Source organism: Clavibacter californiensis, assembly GCF_021952865.1.
In the GTDB taxonomy this organism is placed as follows: domain Bacteria; phylum Actinomycetota; class Actinomycetes; order Actinomycetales; family Microbacteriaceae; genus Clavibacter; species Clavibacter californiensis.
Genome location: NZ_CP040792.1, coordinates 2,073,709 through 2,091,319, shown reverse-complemented (window position 1 = coordinate 2,091,319; position 17,611 = coordinate 2,073,709). Strand labels below are relative to the sequence as shown.

The window sequence follows — 17,611 nt, the reverse complement described above, 5'->3', positions numbered from 1 at the left end:
CCGTCGACGCCTCCGCGGGCAGGTCGTGGCGCCTCCGCGGGCCCGTCGGCGCCTCCGCGGGCGGATCATGGCGCCGCGGGGTGTCGGTACGCTCGCGGGATGGGCATCCCCGACTTCATCGTCTCCCTCCGCGAGCGGGTCGGCACCGCTCCCCTGTGGCTCTCGGGCGTCACCGCCGTGATCCTGGACGGCCCCCGGGTCCTCCTCGTGCGCCGCGGCGACACCGGCGCGTGGGCGCCCGTCTCGGGGATCCTCGAGCCCGGGGAGGAGCCCGCCGTCGGCGCCTGGCGCGAGGCGGAGGAGGAGACCGGCGTGATCGTCGAGGTCGAGCGGCTGGTCGCCGTCGGGACCACGGACGAGATCACCTACCCGAACGGCGATCGCGCCAGCTACCTCGACCTCACGTTCCGGTGCCGCTACGTCTCGGGCGAGGCGCGCGTCAACGACGACGAGTCGCTCGAGGTCGCCTGGTGGCCGGTCGACGGGCTGCCGGAGATGCCCGCCGACTTCCTCGGGCGGATCCGGCACGCGGTCGACGACGCGCCCGAGACCCGGTTCGTGCGCCCGGGCGATGACGTCGCCCGGCTCGCCCGCGACGCGCGTGGCCCCGCGGCCTGATTTCCGGGCCGCGACCTGGTATCGTCGCCTGTTGGCTTGCGTGTGATCCTCCCCGATCACGCGGTATCGCCGCAGGCGCCCTCTCTCGCTGAGCGGCAACTCATACGACGACAACTCGAACGGAAGACATAACACGTGGCAAACATCAAGTCGCAGATCAAGCGCATCGGCACCAACAAGAAGGCCCAGGAGCGCAACAAGGCCGTCAAGAGCGAGCTGAAGACGGCCATCCGCTCCGTCAAGACCGCCATCTCCGCGGGTGACAAGGACGCGGCCGTCAAGGCCGTCAGCCTCGCCGGCAAGAAGCTCGACAAGGCCGCCAGCAAGGGCGTCATCCACAAGAACCAGGCCGCGAACCGCAAGGGCGCGATCGCCAAGCAGGTCGCCAAGATCGGCTGACCTCCCCTGGTGTGATCTACGGGCTCCGCGCATCGCGCGGGGCCCGTCGTCATGTCCGGAGGCGGAGCCGACGGGTGAGCTGCCGGCAGCCCGGCCGCGCGTGAGTCGCGGCCGCGCGTCAGTCCCGGCCGTGCGAGGCGACGGTGCGCACCATGCGCTCCAGCGAGTACACGGGATCGCGTCCGCCGCCCTTCACCTGCGCGTCCGCCTCGGCGAGGGCCTCGATGGCCCGGCCGAGACCCGCGTCGTCCCAGAGCTGCAGGTCGCGGCGGGCGCGGTCGACCTGCCACGGCGCCATGCCGAGCTTCGACGCCAGCTGGCCCGACGCGCCCGAGACGCCCGACACCTTCGCCATCGTGCGGATCTTCATCGCGAACGCGGCGATGAGCGGCACGGGGTCCGCGCCCGAGGTGAGAGCGTGGCGGAGCAGGACGAGCGCCTCGCCGCCGCGGCCGGCGATCGCCGAGTCCGCGACCGCGAACGCGTTGATCTCGACCCGGCCGCCGTAGTACTGGTCGACCGTGACCTCGGTGATCTCGTGCGCGGTGTCCGAGATGAGCTGCTGGCACGCCGACGCGAGCTCGCTCACGTCGTCCTGGAACGCGGCCACGAGCTGTCGTACCGCACCCGGCGTGATCGAGCGCTTCGCGGCCCGGAACTCGGCGACGGCGAAGTCGTGCTTCTCGCTGTCCTTCTTGAGCTCCGCGCAGACGACCTCGATGCCGCCGCCGGTGCCCGCGCGCACGGCGTCGAGCAGCTTCTTGCCGCGCACTCCCCCGGCGTGCCGGAGCACCACATAGGTGTCGTCGGCGGGCTGGTCGAGGTACGCCACCGCGTCGAGCAGGAACTGGTCCGAGCACTTCTCCACGTTGACGATGCGGATGAGCCGCGGCTCCGCGAACAGGGACGGGCTCGCGAGCGTGATGAGCTCGCCGGGCGCGTAGGAGTCGGCCTCGATGTCGGAGACCTCGATGCGGGGGTCCTCCGCCGTGAGGATGTCGCGGAGGCGTCGCATCGCCCGGTCGGCGAGGAGGGCCTCGGTGCCGGACACCAGGACGATGGGCGCCGGCCGCACCGCGTCCCAGGAGAGCTGCGGGATGGCCGCGGAGGGCTTCGCCGCCGTGCTGCGGGACGTCCTGGTGGCCATGCGGGTCCTTCCGGGGGTGCGGGTGCGGGCGTGGATCCCGGCGCCGGGTGGTCGGGCGGTCCGGCGGTCGGGCGGATCCAGGTTAGCCGTCGGGAGGGACATCCCCGGGCGTCGGGACTGCGGCGGCGGCAGACCGCGCGGAGGCCGGATGACCGAGCGCCACCACCGCTATCACCAGGGCGATCGCGACCGTGAGCGCGATGACGCCCGCGGGCCCGGCCGCCCAGGGCACGCGGCCCGCGGGGAGACGGGACATGACGGAGGCGACCGCGGCGATCCACGACGCCGGTAGCCAGGCCAGCCGCAGCACGAGACCGCCCGCCGCCGGCCAGACAGGGAGGACGACGCACGCGACGAGGCCGCCGATGGTGGCGGGCGCGGCGGCGGGCTCGGCGAGCACGTTCGCGAGCACCCCGTGCACCGGCAGGCCGGGTTGCAGCACGAGGAGCACCGGCTGGCACGCCACCTGCGCGGCGACGGGGATCGCGAGCGCCTCGGCCAGGCGACGCGGCATGCGGCGTGACAGGCGGTCCGCGAGCGGGGGCGCCAGGACGAGCAGCCCGGCCGTCGCCAGCACGCTGAGGGCGAAGCCGAGGTCGCGTGCCAGCCAGGGATCGTTCGTGAGCAGGACGACCACGGCCACCGCGAGGGCGGGCAGGCCGCGGGAGGGCCGCCCGGATGCGGTGGAGACGATGAGCACGGCGGCCATCACGGCGGCGCGCAGCACGCTGGGCTGCGGCGTCACCAGGATCACGAACGCGCCGAGGGCGGCCAGCGCCGCGACCGCGCGCGCCGGTCGCCGGAGCCCGGCGGCGGCCGCCAGCGCGAGCACGAGTCCCACGATGACCGCGCAGTTCGCACCGGAGACGGCCGTGAGGTGCGTGAGCGAGCTGTCCTTCATGGTCTGCGCGAGGGCGGGCGTCACCGCCGACACGTCCCCGATCGCGAGGCCGGGCAGCAGCTCGGCCCCCGGTCCGCGGAGGTCGGCGGAGGCGTCGGCGAGGCCCGCACGGAGGGCGTCGGCGAACCCGAGCGGGCCGGCGGGCCCGCCCGCGATCTCGGGTGCCCCGCGGGCGACGAGGAGGTAGGCGGCGCGATCGCCCGGATCCGTGGCGCGGACGGCGGCGCTCACCCGCAGGAGCGTGCCCACCCCCGGGCGAGCGTGCGCGGATCCGCCGTGCCGCTCGTCGGCGCCCGTGGCGAAGACGACGACGGGCACCGGGGCCGGCAGCCGCAGCGCGGCGTCGACCGTCCGCCCGATCGCGTCGCGGCCGACGTGGAGGGCGGTGAGGTGCGCGACGATCCGCACTCGATCGGCGCGGCCCGGTCCGCTCCCGGAGTGCGAGGCGATCGGGGCGGGAGGCTCGTCGACGACGGCGTCCGCGAACACCATGCCGTCCGCGTGCGCGGCGGCCTCGAGGACCTCCGGGTGCCGCGACGGCTCGCGGGCGGCGGCGGCGCCGAGGAGCATCGCCGTGACCCCTGCGGCGACCGCGAGCGCGGCGGCGGCGCGGCGGAACCGGGCCGCAGACGCGTCCGCTCGGCGCGCCCGTCGGCGTCGTGGGATGCGCGGCCCGGCGTCCGGGGATCCCGTCGGGGTCGCACACGCCCTCGCGCGCACGGCCGACCCGACGGCGATCCCGGCGCACACCACGGCCACCGTCGCGGCGGCGACGGCCGACGGCGCGTCCGCACCCCGGATGCCGATGGCTGCCGCCGTGGTCGTCCAGCCGGCGGCCGCGGGCATCGCGAGTCGGAGGTCGACGTGCCCCGCGGCAGCGCCCCACCGCCCTCGCGCCGGCCCGCGCGAGCCGCGGCCGGCACCCGACCTCGGCATCACACCCGCACCAGCGGGGTGAGCGACGCGAGCGTGCGATCGCCGATGCCCGGGACCCGCCCGAGGTCGGCGACGCGCGCGAAGCGGCCGTGCGCGGTGCGCCAGGCGATGATCCGCGCGGCCAGGGAGGGTCCGACGCGCGGGAGGGTCTCCAGCTGCTCCGCCGTCGCCGTGTTGAGGTCCACCGGTGCCGACGGGCTCGCGGACCCGCCTGCGGCTCCGGGGGCGCCCGACGTCGCGGGCACGGCGGGGGCCTCCCCCTGGCGCGGGACGACGAGCTGCTCGCCGTCGGAGAGGACGCGCGCGAGGTTGACGCCCGCGGTGTCCGCCCCGTCGGCGAAGCCGTGCGCGGCGGCGAGGGCGTCGACGACGCGGCTGCCCGGGGACAGGGGGTACAGGCCCGGGGAGACGACCGCGCCGACCACGTGCACGTAGATGGGCGTCCGCGCGCCGTCGGCGGACCCGCCGTCCGCGTCGCTCGCGTCGCCCGGCTTCCCGGTCGCGTCCTCGTCCCCGGATCCGTCCGATGCGCCGGCGCCTGCGCTCGTGTGCGTCGACGGGCTCGGGCGCGCCGCCGGGGCAACCGCCGGGGAGGCGACGCCGGCCGACTGGACGGCGGTGACGAGGATCGTCACCACGAGCGCCGCACCGACCAGCACGACCGCGGCCCCGATGCCGACGCGGAGCCGGATGCGCGACCGCTGACCAGGCAGCGGATGGACCGTGTCGGGAGCGGCGCGGCCAAGGACGGCGTCGTCTGCCGGGTCGGCGTCACCGTCCGCTCGTGATGGGGGCACGGCCCCCGAGGGCCACTCAGCGTCGGGTTCCCACCCGTCGTCCGTCGACCCCGCGGGTTCCCGGTGCTCGGCGGCATCGGGTCCGGGACGGGGTCGGCGGAGGGGGCGCATGCGGGCACGGTAGGCGGTGCCCGGGGGCGTCCGGCCCGCGGCTCCGGGTCTGGGGATCGCCGTCGCGGATCCGCCCTGGGATGGAGCGAGGGCGGCCCGTCGCCGGACCGCCCTCGCCTCACCGCGACGTCGGGTCGCGGGCCGTCCCTCAGGGAGCGGGAGTGGTGGTGATGCTCACGATCTTGGGCGCGCGGACGATGACCTTGTCGATCGTGCGACCCGCGGTGGACCGCTTGACGCCCGCGGTCTCGCGCGCGAGGGCCTCGAGCTCGTCCGCCCCGATCTTCGCGTCGACCTCGAGCTTGTCGCGCACCTTGCCGTCGACCTGCACCACGGCCGTGACCGTGCTCTGCACGAGCAGGTTGCGCTCGGCCTTGCGCCAGCCGGCGAACGCCACGGACCCCTCGCGGCCGAGGCGCCTCCACATGTCCTCCGCCGTGTACGGCGCGAACAGGCTGAGCGCGATGGCGACGACCTCCGTCGCCTCGCGCACGGCCGCGTCGCCGCCGCCGGGACCCTGGTCGATGGTCTTGCGGATGGCGTTGACGAGCTCCATCGTGCGGGCGATGACGACGTTGAACTTGAACGCCTCGAGCATGCCGGGCGCCTCGGCGAGGAAGCGGTGCGTGACGCGGCGGAGCGCCTCGTCGCCCGTCTTCCACTCGATCTCCGGGGCGCTCGTGATGTCGCCCGTCAGGCGCCAGGCGCGCGCCAGGAACTTCGCGGAGCCGGACGGGGAGACGTCCTCCCAGTCGATGTCGTCCTCGGGCGGGCCGGCGAACGCCATGGTGAGGCGGATGGCGTCGACGCCGTGGCGGTCCATCTCGGAGCCCAGGTCGACGCCGCCCTTGCTTTTCGACATCTTGCTGCCGCCGGAGAGCACCATGCCCTGGTTGAGCAGCGCGCTGAACGGCTCGGTGAAGGTGACGTAGCCGAGGTCGAACAGGACCTTCGTGATGAAGCGGGAGTACAGCAGGTGCAGGATCGCGTGCTCCACGCCGCCCACGTACTGGTCGATGGGCGCCCAGCGGTCGGCGTCGGCCGGGTCGAACGCCTTCGTGGCGTCGTTCGGCGACAGGAAGCGCAACCAGTACCAGGAGCTGTCCATGAAGGTGTCCATGGTGTCGGGGTCGCGCGTGGCCGGGCTGCCGTCGACGGGGCTCGGCACGTTCGTCCACTCCGTGGCGGCCGCCAGCGGCGACTTGCCCTTCGGCGTGAGGTCGAGCCCCTCGGTGTCGGGCAGCCGGACGGGCAGCTGGTCCTCGGGGACGCGGATCTCGTTCCCCTCGGCGTCGTAGACGATCGGGATGGGCGTGCCCCAGAAGCGCTGGCGCGAGATGAGCCAGTCGCGCAGGCGGTAGTTCTTCGCCGCGCGGCCGCGGCCCTCCGCCTCGAGCTGCTCGATGACGCGCTTGATGGCCGGCTGCTTGCTCAGCCCGTTGAGGGATCCGGAGTTGATGAGGCGGCCCTCGCCGGGCAGCGCCACGCCCGTGCGACCGGGCAGCACCTCCTCGAGGTCGGGCAGCTCACCGTCCTCGGGGATGATGCGGATGGCGCCCGTGACGGGCTGCGTGGTGTCGACGACGACGCGCACCGGCAGGTCGAAGGCGCGCGCGAAGTCGAGGTCGCGCTGGTCGTGCGCGGGGACGGCCATGACGGCGCCCGTGCCGTAGTCGGCGAGCACGTAGTCGGCGGCCCAGACGGGGATCCGCTCGCCGTTGACGGGGTTGATCGCCGTGCGGCCGAGCGGGATGCCCGTCTTCGGGCGGTCGGTCGTGGAGCGCTCGATCTCGTTGAGGCGCTGCGTGCGCTCCAGGTAGCCGCGGAACCGCTCGCGGACCTCGTCCGACGCCCCCTCGACGAGCTCCGCCGCCAGGTCGCTGTCGGGTGCGACGACCATGAAGGTGGCGCCGTGCAGCGTGTCCGGACGCGTGGTGAAGACCGTGACGGGCTCGTCGCGGCCCTCGACGACGAAGTCGACCTCCGCGCCGATGGACCGTCCGATCCAGTTGCGCTGCATGCTGATGACCTTCGCCGGCCACGTGCCCTCGAGCTGGTTGAGGTCGTCGACGAGTCGGTCGGCGTAGTCGGTGATGCGCAGGTACCACTGCGTGAGCTTCTTCTTGACGACCACGGCGCCCGAGCGGTCGGACGTGCCGTCCGGCAGGACCTGCTCGTTGGCGAGGACGGTCTGGTCCACCGGGTCCCAGTTGACCCAGCTGTCCTTGCGGTAGGCGAGGCCCTTCTCGTGCATCTTGAGGAACAGCCACTGGTTCCACTTGTAGTACTCGGGATCGCTCGTGTGCAGCTCGCGCTCCCAGTCGAAGGACAGGCCGTAGCGCTTCATCGACTGCTTCTGCGTCTCGATGTTCGCGTAGGTCCACTCGCGCGGGTCGACCCCGCGCTTGATGGCCGCGTTCTCCGCGGGCAGGCCGAAGGAGTCCCAGCCGATGGGGTGCAGCACGTTGAAGCCCTGCTGGCGCCAGTAGCGCGCGACCGCGTCGCCGAGCGCGAACGCCTCCGCGTGACCCATGTGCAGGTCGCCCGAGGGGTACGGGAACATGTCGAGGATGTACTTGCGGGGGCGGGTGTCGCTCGCGTCCGGCGTGCGGAACGGCTGCTCGCGCTCCCACACCTCCGACCACTCGGCCTCGATGGCGCGGAAGTCGTAGGTCTCGCCGGGGATGTCGGGGGTCTCGTGTGCCAAGGGCGCTCTCGATTCGATGCGGGGGTCGCGGCCGTGAAGGCCTCGACAAGACTAGTGAACGCGCAGGGCCCCTCCCGAACCGGTGGGAGGGGCGCGGATCAGGCCGCCTCCGGCGCCTTGGGGAGGGCGGGACGCGGTGCGGCGTCGGCATCGTCCTCGTCGCCGGGTGGCGGCACGCGTCCGGCCCGGACGGCCGCGAGGAGCGGCGCGGCCTTCACGCGCACCTCCTCGAGCTCCTCCTCGGGGACGGACAGCGCCGTGATCCCGCCGCCGGCACCCACCGTCGCGCGGCCGCCCGTGACGACGACCGAGCGGATGACCATGGCGAGGTCGACGCGCCCGTCGTCGCCGAACCAGCCGAACGCGCCCGCGTAGACGCCGCGTGGGCCGCCCTCGAGCGCCTGGAGGATGCCGACGGCCGCGGACTTGGGGGCGCCCGTCATGGATCCCGCGGGGAACAGGGCCCGCACCGCGTCGACGGCCGAGACGCCCGGGGCGAGCTCCCCCTCGACGCGGCTCACGAGCTGGTGGACCTGGGCGTAGGCCTCGACGGCGAACAGGCTCGTCACGCGCACGGACCCCAGGACGCACACGCGGCTGAGGTCGTTGCGCATGAGGTCGACGATCATGACGTTCTCGGCGCGTTCCTTCTCGCTCGCGAGGAGCTCGGCGCGCGCCCGTGCATCCGAGGCGGGATCCGCGTGGCGGGGCCGGGTGCCCTTGATGGGCAGCGTGCGCAGGGTGCCGCGCGCGTCGACCTCGACGAACCGCTCGGGCGACGCGCTGACGAGCACCGTGCCGCCCGCGCGCAGGAACGCGCCATGGTGGGTGGGGCTGAGCGCACGCAGCGCCAGGTGCACGCGGACGGGGTCGACGTGCCCGGGCACGGCCGCGCTGTTCGTGAGGCAGAGCTGGTACGCGTCGCCGCGGCGGATGGACTCCTGACAGGCGCGGATGAGGTCGAGGTAGGCCGCGTCGTCGTGCCGCCAGACGGGTGGCGCGTCAGCGTCGTCCTCCGGGGCGCGCGCGACGGGACGGGCGCCGGCCTGGTCCGCGCGCTCCAGCTCCTCTTCGACGGCGAGCGGCCAGGGATCCCCCGCTCGTGCGACGGCCCACACCTCGCCCGTGGCGTGGTCGAAGGCGAGGAGGCGGTCGACGCGGAGCGCGGCGGCCGGGACGCGGCCCGTGGCGTGCGCTGGCGCGCTCGGCGGCGCATGGTGGAGCGGGACGGTCTCCGTCCAGGTGTCGTGCGGGATCCAGCCGACGAGCCCCAGCCGGAAGGCGAGGCCGTCCGGCAGCGGGTCGGCATCGGGCGCGGCGGACCCGGCGGGCGACACGTCGGGCGCTGACGCCGGCAGCAGCTCCGCCAGCCCCGCGAACACGCCCCGCGGCCACGCCGTCACGGTGTCGGTCGACGCCGCGAGGTAGGTCCATCCCTCCCCCGCCGAGTCGTCGAGCCACGCGACGTCGCCGGCGGACTCCGCGGCGAAGAGCGCCAGGAACACGTCCTGGGGGTCGTGCCAGCGGCCCAGCCGGCGGCCGACGACCTCCGCGGCGGCGCGCGCGTCGCCCTCGTGCATGCTCGGCCTCCCGGTGTCGTGAGCGCACCCGGCGGCCGCCTAGCCTCAAGGGTATGAGTTCCGAGACGATCCTCCGGTGGAGCGCGGCCGGATGGGCGACGACGGCCGCGGATCCCGCCGGTGGAGGAGCCGAGGAGGCCCGACCCGCCGCTCACCGGGTGCTCGCGGCCGACTCGTTCCTCGTCGAGGAGGGCCGGGTGCTGGCGCTCGACGTCCACCGGCAGCGGTTCCTCGCGTCGCTGCGCCTGCAGTCCGCGGCCGTGGCGGATCCCGCGGCCTTCCTCGACGCCGCGGTCGCCGCGCTGCCCCGCGACGGCGCGTGGTTCCCACGCGTGGAGGCGCTCCGCGGCCCCGACGGCGACGTGGCCCGGCTCCTCGTGCGCCCGGCCCCGGAGCGCACGGCCTCGGTGGTCCTGCGCGACCACGACGGCCCGGATCCGCGCACGATGCCCCGCGTCAAGGGACCCGATCTGCACGCGCTCGGCGCCCTGCGCAGCCGCGCCTCCCGATACGGAGCGGGCGAGGCGGTGATCCTCGCGGCCGACGGCACGATCGTGGAGGGCGCGTACAGCGCGATCCTGTGGTGGCACGGCGACGCGCTCGCGGTCGTCGAGGGCGCAGTGCCGCGGATCCCGAGCGTCACCGAGCGCAGCATCGTCGCGCTGGCCACGGCACTCGGCGTCGACGTGCTGCACGAGCGGGCGCGGCCGGCCGATCTCGACGGGCGCGAGGTGTGGGCCGTCAGCGCGCTGCACGGGATCCGCCTGGTGCGCGGCTGGATCGACGGCCCGGCCACCGCGGCCGAGCCCGGTCGGGTGCGCGCGTGGCGCACGCGGCTGGATGCGCTGCGGCGGGAGCTGCCCTCGGGCTGACCCACGCGGCCCCGGGTCAGGACACGGGCAGCAGCTCGATGGTCCGGTCCACGAGGTCGCCCGGCACCTCCGTGTGCGTGAGCAGCAGCACCCCGCGTCCGCTGGCGCGCGCCGCCGTAAGCACGTCGCGCAGCACGGCCTGGGCGCGCTCGGCATCGACGTCCGCCGTCGGCTCGTCGAGCACGAGCACCGGGAACTCGGCGAGGAGCGCCCGCGCCAGGGCGATGCGCTGCGCCTGGCCGCCCGAGACGAGGCCGCCGCGGTCGCCGACGCGCGCGTCGAGCCCGCCCCGCTCGGCCGTCCACCCGGCGAGGCCCACGCGCGCGAGGACGCCGACGAGCTCGTCGTCCGTCGCGCCATCGCGCGCGAAGAGCAGGTTCTGCCGGATGCTCGCGTCGAAGAGGTGCGGCGCCTGCTCGCAGAGGCCGACGATCCGGCGCACGGCGGACGGAGCCATCGACCGCGCGTCCCGGCCGTCCAGCTCGTAGGCGCCGCGCGACTCGAGGAACCGGGCGAGGGCGGCCGCGAGCGACGACTTCCCGGATCCGCTCGGGCCGCGCACGACGACCGTCTCCCCCGGCCGCACCACGAGCGACACCGGGGCGAGGGCGTCGTGATGCGCTCCCGGCCAGCGCGTGACCAGGTCGCGGACCTCGAGGGTCGTGCCCGTGGTCGGCGCGTCGGCGTGCGCGGGCTCCGCGTCGGCGTCGTCGGGCTCCCGCGGGATCTCGTCGGGCACCGTCCCCGGCACGACGCCCGCCACGCGCTCCGCGCTCGTGCGCACGCGCCGCCACGCCTGCACCGCGAGCGGCACGGCCGTCGCCTGCTCGACCAGCGCGAGCGGCACCAGCGCGGCCAGCGCGAGCCAGGCGGGATCCAGCGTCCCGGACGCGACGCCCGGCACTCCCTGCAGCACGGTCCAGCCGGCGACCGCGCCCGTGCCGGCGAGCACGACGCCCGCGGTGACGCCCGCCGCGGCGGCGCTGCGCAGCTCCTGGCGCCGGAGGTCGGACGCGGCCCGGTCGATCGCGGCGAGTCGGTCGCCCACCACCCCGAACGCGGTCAGCACGTCGAGGCCGCCGACCAGGTCGAGCACGAGGTCCTGCAGCCGGGCGCGCAGCGGCGCGATGCGCGTCTCGGCGCGTGCCGCGAGCGCGGTCGTCGCGCCGATCCCGACGGCGAGCGAGACCGCCAGCACGACGAGCAGCGCGATCCCCGCCGCGGGCAGCACGGCCCACACGACCGCGACGCTCGCCACCTGGACGAGCACCGACACCGCGAGCGGCTGCACGACGCGCAGCGGGAGGTCCTGGAGCCGGTCGACGTCGCCGACGAGCCGCGTGAGGAGGTCGCCGCGGCGCGTGTCGCGGAGGCCGGCGGGCGCGAACGGGAGGAGCCGCTCGAAGACCCCCACGCGGAGCGTCGCCAGGGCCCGGAAGGCCGCGTCGTGGCTCGTGATGCGCTCCAGGTAGCGGAACGCGGCCCGCCCGAGCGCGAACGCCCGCACCCCGACGATCGCCATGCCGAGGAAGAGGATGGGCGGCTGCTCGGACGCGCGCGTGATGAGCCAGGCCGAGGTCGCGAGGAGCGCGACCGAGCCGACGGCGCTCGCGAGGCCCGCGAGGAGGCCGGGCAGGGCGCGGCGCGCGGGCGGCTGCGCGAGCCGGAGGACGTCGTCGCGGTTCACGGCGCGACCTGCGCGCGCCATGCGGGCTCCGGGGCGATGCGGGCGGGCATCTCGGCGGCGGGTACGCGCCGGCCGATGGCGGGCGGTGTCCCGTCCGCGGCGGATCCCCCGCCCAGCCGCAGCTCGGCGTCCGCCGCCCGCACGAGCGCGCCGCGGTGCGTGACGACCACCACGGCACGGCCCTGGTCGGCGAGCGCGCGGATCCCGTCGGCGAGGCGCGCCTCGGCAGCGGCGTCGAGCGCGGAGCTCGGCTCGTCGAGGAGGACGAGCGGGCAGTCGAGGGCGAGCGCGCGGTGCACGGCCCGCGCGACGGCGACCCGCTGCGCCTGCCCGCCGGACAGCCCCTGCCCGCCGACGCCGAGCTCCAGGTCGGGGTCGATGCCGTCGGCCGCCGCGAGCGCGAGCGCGCGTCGGACGAGCGCGTCGTCCGCATCCGCGACGCCGAGCGCCACGTTCGCCCGCACCGTGCCCGCCACGAGTCCGGGCCGCTGCCCCGCCCAGGCGATCTCGGTCACCAGCGGCGCGCGCGGCGCGGAGGCGGCGTTCTCGCCGACCCAGCCGACGGCGCCCGCCGCGGGCAGCTGCCCCAGGATCGCCTGGAGGAGTGACGACTTGCCGACGCCGCTCGGCCCGGTCACCGCCGTGACGCGTCCCCGGGGGAAGGTCGCGGAGAGCCCGGCCACAACGGGCCGGTCGCCGCGCGTGACGACCAGGTCGCGGATCACGAGCGCGTCGCCCGCGGGACCCCGGGCAGCCGCGGCGCCAGCCGCAGCGTGAGCTGCAGCGCCTGCGGCCGCCCCGGCGCGCGGGACGGCCCGCGCCGCCCGCCCGGCCCGCTCCTCCTCGAGGATCCCGAGCACGTCGTCCGCGGCCGCGACCCCCTCGGCCGCGGCGTGGAACTGCACGCCCACCTGCCGGATGGGCAGGAACGCCTCCGGCGCGAGCAGCAGCACGAAGAGCCCCACCTCGAGGTCGAGCTGCCCGCCGATGAGGCGCACCCCCACCGACACCGCCACGAGCGCGACCGACAGCGACGCCGCGAGCTCCAGCACGAAGCCGGACAGGAACGAGATCCGGAGCACGCGCATGGTCTCGACGCGGTACTCGTCCGTGACCCGGCGGATCCGGGCGGTCTGCCGCCGGGCGCGCCCGAAGACCAGGAGCGTGGACAGCCCGTCGACCACGTCCAGGAAGCCCGACGCCAGCTCGGTGAGGCGCGACCACTGCCGCCGCTGCACCTCCTGCGTCGCCCAGCCGACGAGCACCATGAAGACCGGGATCACGGGCAGCGTCGCGAGGACGGTCACGCCCGTGAGCGGGTCGGCCAGGAAGAGCACCGCCACGACGATCGGCGTCGCGAGCGCCGTGAGGATCAGCTGCGGCACGTAGCGGGCGAAGTAGGGGTCGAGCGCGTCGAGTCCCGGGCCGACGACGGTCGCCAGGCGCCCGCGGCTGCGGCCCGCGGTCCACGCGGGCCCGAGGTCGGCGATCGCGCGGAGCGCCCGGCGACGGAGCTCCGCGGTGACACGAGCGGCGCCGCGCGCGCCCACCACGTCGAGGAGCCACGCCGAGGCTCCGCGCACGACGGCGGATCCGACGACGAGCGCGAGCACCGGCCCGAGCTCCGACGCGGCTGTGCCGCCGATCGCCCGCACGACGAGCTGCGTGAGCGACCAGCAGAAGGCGACGAGCGCCGCGGTCTGCACCACGCCGACGACGGCGCCCACGGCGAGCATGGCGCGCGCCGACGCCGAGTGCCGCAGCAGCCGCGGATCCAGGGGCTTCACGGCGCGCCTAGTGCGCGGCCTGGACGATCACGGCGCGCGTGATTCTCTTCCGGAACACCCAGTACGTCCACGCCTGGTAGGCGAGGATCAGCGGCAGCGCGAAGCCCGCGGCCCACGTCATGATCGTGAGCGTGTACGGCGACGAGGACGCGTTCTCCAGCGTCAGGCCGTACGCGGGATCGTTCGACGCCGGCATCACGTACGGGTGCAGCGCCGTGAAGAGGCTCGCGACCGCGAGCGCGATGGTCGCCGCGAGCAGCCCGAACGCCCAGCGCTCCCGACCCCGCACGTTCGCGAGGTAGGACCCGACGAGGGCCGCGGCCGCGAGCGCGGACACGAGCCCCGACAGCGCCGACCCGTGCGCGAGCGTCGTCCAAGTGAGGAAGGTCGCCGCGATCGCGATGGTCACCGCGCCGACGCGCATCGAGAGCAGCCGGGCACGCGCCCGGATCGGCCCGTCGGTCTTGAGCGCGGCGAACTGCAGGCCGTTCACGAGGAACAGCGAGAGCGTCGTGAGCCCGCCGAGGAGCGCGTACGGGGTCAGCAGGTCGAGCGTGGACCCCGTGTAGTCGTGGTTCGCGTCCATCGGCACGCCGCGCACCACGTTCGCGAACACGACGCCCCAGAGGAACGACGGCACCACGGATCCGACCACGATCATCGCGTCGAACCACCCGCGCCACCGGTCCGACGCCCCCTGGTGCCGGAACTCGAACGAGACGCCGCGGAGGATCAGCGTGATGAGGATCGCGACGAGCAGCAGGTAGAACCCGCTGGACATGGTCGCGTACCACTCGGGGAACGCCGCGAAGAGCGCGGCCCCCGCGACGATGAGCCACGTCTCGTTGAGGTCCCAGACCGGGCCGATGGTGTTGATGAGCACGCGGCGGTCGGTGTCGTCCTTCGCGAGGAACGGCAAGCTCATCCCCACGCCGAAGTCGAAGCCGTCGAGCACGAAGTAGCCGACGAAGAGGAAGGCGATGACACCGAACCAGATGGTGGGCAGGTCCATCAGTACACGCTCGCTTCCCGGACGACCTCGCCCGTGACGGGATCCGGCTCCTGCTCGGCCTCCGGACCCTTCTGCGCCGCCTTCAGGATCAGGCGGAACTCGACCACGGCGAGCGACCCGTAGACGACCGTGAACGCGATGAGCGAGAGCAGCACCTGCATCCCGGTGACGTTCGGCGAGACCGCGGACGAGGTCTGCAGCAGGCTGAAGACGATCCAGGGCTGGCGGCCCATCTCCGTGAAGATCCAGCCGACCGTCATCGCGAGCAGCGGCAGCGGGGCGGCCCAGATGGCGACCTTCCACATCCACGGCTTCGTGATGCGGCGCCCCCGGCGCGTGGACCAGAGGCCCGCGACCGCGACGCCGATGGCCGCCATGCCGAAGCCCATCATCCAGCGGAACGCCCAGTAGGTGACCCAGATGGTGGGCGTGTAGTCGCCCGGGCCGTAGCTCGCGACGTACTGCGCCTGCAGGTCGTTGATGCCCTGGACCGTGCCGTCGAGCGTGTGCGTCGAGAGGAACGAGAGCAGGTACGGGATCCGGATGGAGAACAGCTCGCTCGACCCGTCCGGCGTGCCCCACGTGAAGAGCGAGAACGACGCGGCGGCGCCCGACGAGGTGTCGTAGTGCGCCTCGGCTGCGGCCATCTTCATGGGCTGCGTCTGCACCATCGCCAGTCCGAGCTGGTCGCCGGAGAGGATCGTGAGCGCGCCCGAGACGACCATGAACCACATGCCGAACCTGAGCGCCGGCATCATCGTCTCGAGGTGCTGGTTGCGCGACAGGTGCCAGGCGGCGACCGAGATGATGACGGCGGCCACGCACATGAAGGCCGCGAAGATCGTGTGGGGGAACGCCGCGAGGGCGACCTTGTTGGTGAGGAGCGCCCAGATGTCGGTGAGCTCGGCTCGTCCGCGGGCCTCGTCGATGCGGTACCCCACCGGGTTCTGCATGAAGGCGTTGGCCGCGAGGATGAAGTACGCCGACAGGATCGACGCGACCGAGACCACCCAGATCGACGCGAGGTGCAGCCTCTTCGGGAGCTTGTCCCAGCCGAAGATCCAGACGCCGATGAACGACGCCTCGAGGAAGAACGCCAGCAGGCCCTCGAGCGCGAGCGGTGCGCCGAACACGTCGCCCACGAAGCGGGAGTACTCGGACCAGTTCATGCCGAACTGGAACTCCTGCACGATGCCCGTGACCGTGCCCATGGCGAAGTTGATGAGGAAGATCCTCCCGAAGAACCGGGTGAGCCGCAGGTAGTGCTGCTTCCCGGTGCGCACCCACGCGGTCTGGTACAGCGCGCAGACGAACGCCATCCCGATCGTGAGCGGGACGAAGAGGAAGTGGTAGACGGTCGTGAGGCCGAACTGCCAGCGGGAGAGGAGGAGCGGGTCGAGGAGGTCGTTCACTCGGGGCGACCGCTCTGGCGACGGCCGGGTGCGGGATGGTCTGCGGGAACGGGGTGCGGTGTCATGGCGACCGGATGCGCTTCCTGTGGATGGCGGATCGTGCGGGCTGAGGCTCCATCGCGACCCCTCGATTCTACGACTTGTAGACGATCGGCGCGAGCCCTGCGCGCGGATCCCGGCCGCGTCGCGTTGGCCGGCCGGCGGCGCGCGCGACACCCGTCGTTCACCCGGCCGGGCGAGGGTCGGACCACGCATCCGGATCGGCGTCGACCCGGTGCGCCCATGCGCGGGTCGGCATCGGCTCCGCGCACGCCGTCGGCCCTCGGATCCGGCACCGCACCCACCCGCACCGCGCACGTCGACCGAAGGGCCGCCGCCATGACCTCACCCGCTCCCGCCTCGCCGGCATCCGACCGCACCATCGGATCCGCGGCGACCGCCGCCGCCGGTGCTCCCGCATCCACGTACGTCGCCCTCCTCGTGGCCGACGGCACCCACCTCACGGAGCGGGTCGCCGAGGCGGCGGACCTCCTGGGGGCCGGCGCGCCCGCGGCGCGCTACGACGCCCGCACCGCGTCCGCCGAGGACGCGCTCGTCGTCGCCCTCGCGCTCGTCGCCGGCGGGCTCGACGTCCGCGACGCGGCGCAGCACGCCGTCGACGGGGATCCCGCGCCGGTGATCCAGGCCCTGCACTCCCTGGCCGGCCGCGGCGGCGTGGAGCCGTACCTCCTCCGCAACGGCCTCACGGTCGACCAGTTCCACGCGCTCCGCGACGCGGTCGTCGCGGGCGGCGGCCGCGAGCTCGACGAGTCCCAGGACTGACATCGGGTGCGCCCCTCTTTCTGGGGCCATCCCCGTGTGTCCGCATAAAGGGGGACCCGGTAGAGTCGTCCACGAGCGCACGGCCCTTACCCCCCCCTTGGGCCTGGCGCTCGCAACCCGACGAGCACGTCCGTCCACCCCCCCCCCGGATCGGACGGCTCCCGGACCACGGCGATCGCCCACCCCCCGAAGGACCGCGATCACCGGAGAGGCCCGGCACCCGTGGCGTTCCCGCGCCCCGTGCCGGGCCTCTCGACCGTCCGGCGGGCGGATCCTCGCGCGGGCATCGCCCTCTGCTAGGCGGATGCCGCGTCGTCGACCAGCGGCAGGTGCAGGATCGCGAGGTCGAGCGGGCGGCCGAACTTCCAGCCGATCCCGGGCAGCAGCCCCACCTGACGGAAGCCGAGCCGCTCGTGCAGCCGGATCGAGCCGGTGTTGCCGGCCTCGATGTCCGCGAACACCGCGCGCTTCCCGGCCGCTCGTGCGTGCTCGACGACCGCCTCGATGAGCGCGCGGCCGACGCCCTGCCCCTGGAAGGCGTCGCGCACGTAGACCGAGTCCTCCACCGAGAAGCGGTAGCCGGACATCCGCCGCCAGGGCCCGTAGGTGCCGTAGCCCGCGAAGGCCCCGTCGACCTCGGCGACGAGGATCGGGTCGCCCGCCTCCGTCGTCTCCCGGAACCACGCCTCGCGCTCGGCGCGGTCGACCGGCTCCTCCGTCCAGAGGGCGGTGCCGGTGAGGATCGCGTGGTTGCGGATCTCCAGCAGGTCGTCGATGTCACGCAGCTCGGCGGGGCGGATCCTCATGCCAGCAGGCTAACGGA

The 17,611-nt window shown here is 74.6% G+C and carries 14 protein-coding genes; 4 read left to right on the top strand and 10 right to left on the bottom strand.

Translation table 11 applies throughout. The features are described 5' to 3' along the window. Positions 1-99: 99 nt before the first annotated feature. Both FGD68_RS10145 and rpsT read left to right on the top strand, forming a co-directional pair. Positions 100-618, top strand: coding sequence for an NUDIX hydrolase (locus tag FGD68_RS10145; protein ID WP_104236791.1), 519 nt, complete (start codon positions 100-102; stop codon positions 616-618). A 135-nt stretch (positions 619-753) separates the two neighbouring features. Further along, positions 754-1,017: a 30S ribosomal protein S20 gene (gene rpsT / locus FGD68_RS10140; protein WP_012299101.1), complete on the top strand. Its 264-nt coding sequence runs from the start codon at positions 754-756 to the stop codon at positions 1,015-1,017. Positions 1,018-1,135: 118 nt separating this feature from the next. Here the strand turns inward: rpsT and holA are convergent, their stop codons facing one another. The 5 genes from holA to FGD68_RS10115 all read right to left on the bottom strand — a co-directional run bounded on the left by holA (position 1,136) and on the right by FGD68_RS10115 (position 9,196). Continuing rightward, positions 1,136-2,164 (bottom strand): DNA polymerase III subunit delta, encoded by a 1,029-nt coding sequence (gene holA, locus FGD68_RS10135; protein ID WP_119372256.1) that lies wholly within the window; start codon positions 2,162-2,164, stop codon positions 1,136-1,138. An 82-nt stretch (positions 2,165-2,246) separates the two neighbouring features. After that, complete coding sequence (locus tag FGD68_RS10130; RefSeq protein ID WP_237609422.1) at positions 2,247-3,911, bottom strand: ComEC/Rec2 family competence protein; 1,665 nt, start codon at positions 3,909-3,911, stop codon at positions 2,247-2,249. Positions 3,912-4,000: 89 nt separating this feature from the next. Continuing rightward, the gene (locus FGD68_RS10125) at positions 4,001-4,798 is read right to left on the bottom strand and encodes a ComEA family DNA-binding protein (protein WP_237609421.1); all 798 of its coding nucleotides are present in this window, start codon (positions 4,796-4,798) and stop codon (positions 4,001-4,003) included. Positions 4,799-5,057: 259 nt separating this feature from the next. Beyond that, entirely contained in the window at positions 5,058-7,616 is a 2,559-nt protein-coding gene (gene leuS / locus FGD68_RS10120) for a leucine--tRNA ligase (protein ID WP_104236795.1), read from the bottom strand. A 98-nt stretch (positions 7,617-7,714) separates the two neighbouring features. Then, positions 7,715-9,196, bottom strand: a complete 1,482-nt coding sequence (locus tag FGD68_RS10115) for an anthranilate synthase component I family protein (RefSeq protein ID WP_237609420.1) — start codon at positions 9,194-9,196, stop codon at positions 7,715-7,717. A gap of 53 nt (positions 9,197-9,249) precedes the next feature. On the opposite strand from FGD68_RS10115, the gene FGD68_RS10110 reads away from it, so the two are divergent. Beyond that, positions 9,250-10,068 (top strand): aminotransferase class IV, encoded by an 819-nt coding sequence (locus FGD68_RS10110; RefSeq protein WP_237609419.1) that lies wholly within the window; start codon positions 9,250-9,252, stop codon positions 10,066-10,068. Positions 10,069-10,084: 16 nt separating this feature from the next. Here the strand turns inward: FGD68_RS10110 and cydC are convergent, their stop codons facing one another. Genes cydC through FGD68_RS10090 form a run of 4 tightly spaced genes read right to left on the bottom strand, consistent with a single transcriptional unit; the run spans position 10,085 to position 15,966 of the window. Continuing rightward, complete coding sequence (gene cydC / locus FGD68_RS10105; RefSeq protein WP_237609418.1) at positions 10,085-11,776, bottom strand: thiol reductant ABC exporter subunit CydC; 1,692 nt, start codon at positions 11,774-11,776, stop codon at positions 10,085-10,087. Further along, a complete protein-coding gene (gene cydD, locus FGD68_RS10100) occupies positions 11,752-13,542 on the bottom strand; it encodes a thiol reductant ABC exporter subunit CydD (protein ID WP_237609417.1) in 1,791 nt (596 codons plus the stop codon). The genes cydC and cydD overlap by 25 nt, the downstream gene beginning before the upstream one ends. A 7-nt stretch (positions 13,543-13,549) precedes the next feature. Next, positions 13,550-14,554 (bottom strand): cytochrome d ubiquinol oxidase subunit II, encoded by a 1,005-nt coding sequence (cydB, locus tag FGD68_RS10095; RefSeq protein WP_119373623.1) that lies wholly within the window; start codon positions 14,552-14,554, stop codon positions 13,550-13,552. Beyond that, a complete protein-coding gene (locus FGD68_RS10090; RefSeq protein ID WP_119373622.1) occupies positions 14,554-15,966 on the bottom strand; it encodes a cytochrome ubiquinol oxidase subunit I in 1,413 nt (470 codons plus the stop codon). Before FGD68_RS10090 ends, cydB begins: the two co-directional genes overlap by 1 nt. Before the next feature lie 378 nt (positions 15,967-16,344). Between FGD68_RS10090 and FGD68_RS10085 the strand changes: the two genes are divergently transcribed. Beyond that, entirely contained in the window at positions 16,345-16,788 is a 444-nt protein-coding gene (locus FGD68_RS10085) for a hypothetical protein (protein ID WP_237609416.1), read from the top strand. 296 nt (positions 16,789-17,084) lie between these two features. Here the strand turns inward: FGD68_RS10085 and FGD68_RS10080 are convergent, their stop codons facing one another. Further along, positions 17,085-17,594 (bottom strand): GNAT family N-acetyltransferase, encoded by a 510-nt coding sequence (locus FGD68_RS10080; RefSeq protein ID WP_104236801.1) that lies wholly within the window; start codon positions 17,592-17,594, stop codon positions 17,085-17,087. Positions 17,595-17,611 lie beyond the last annotated feature (17 nt).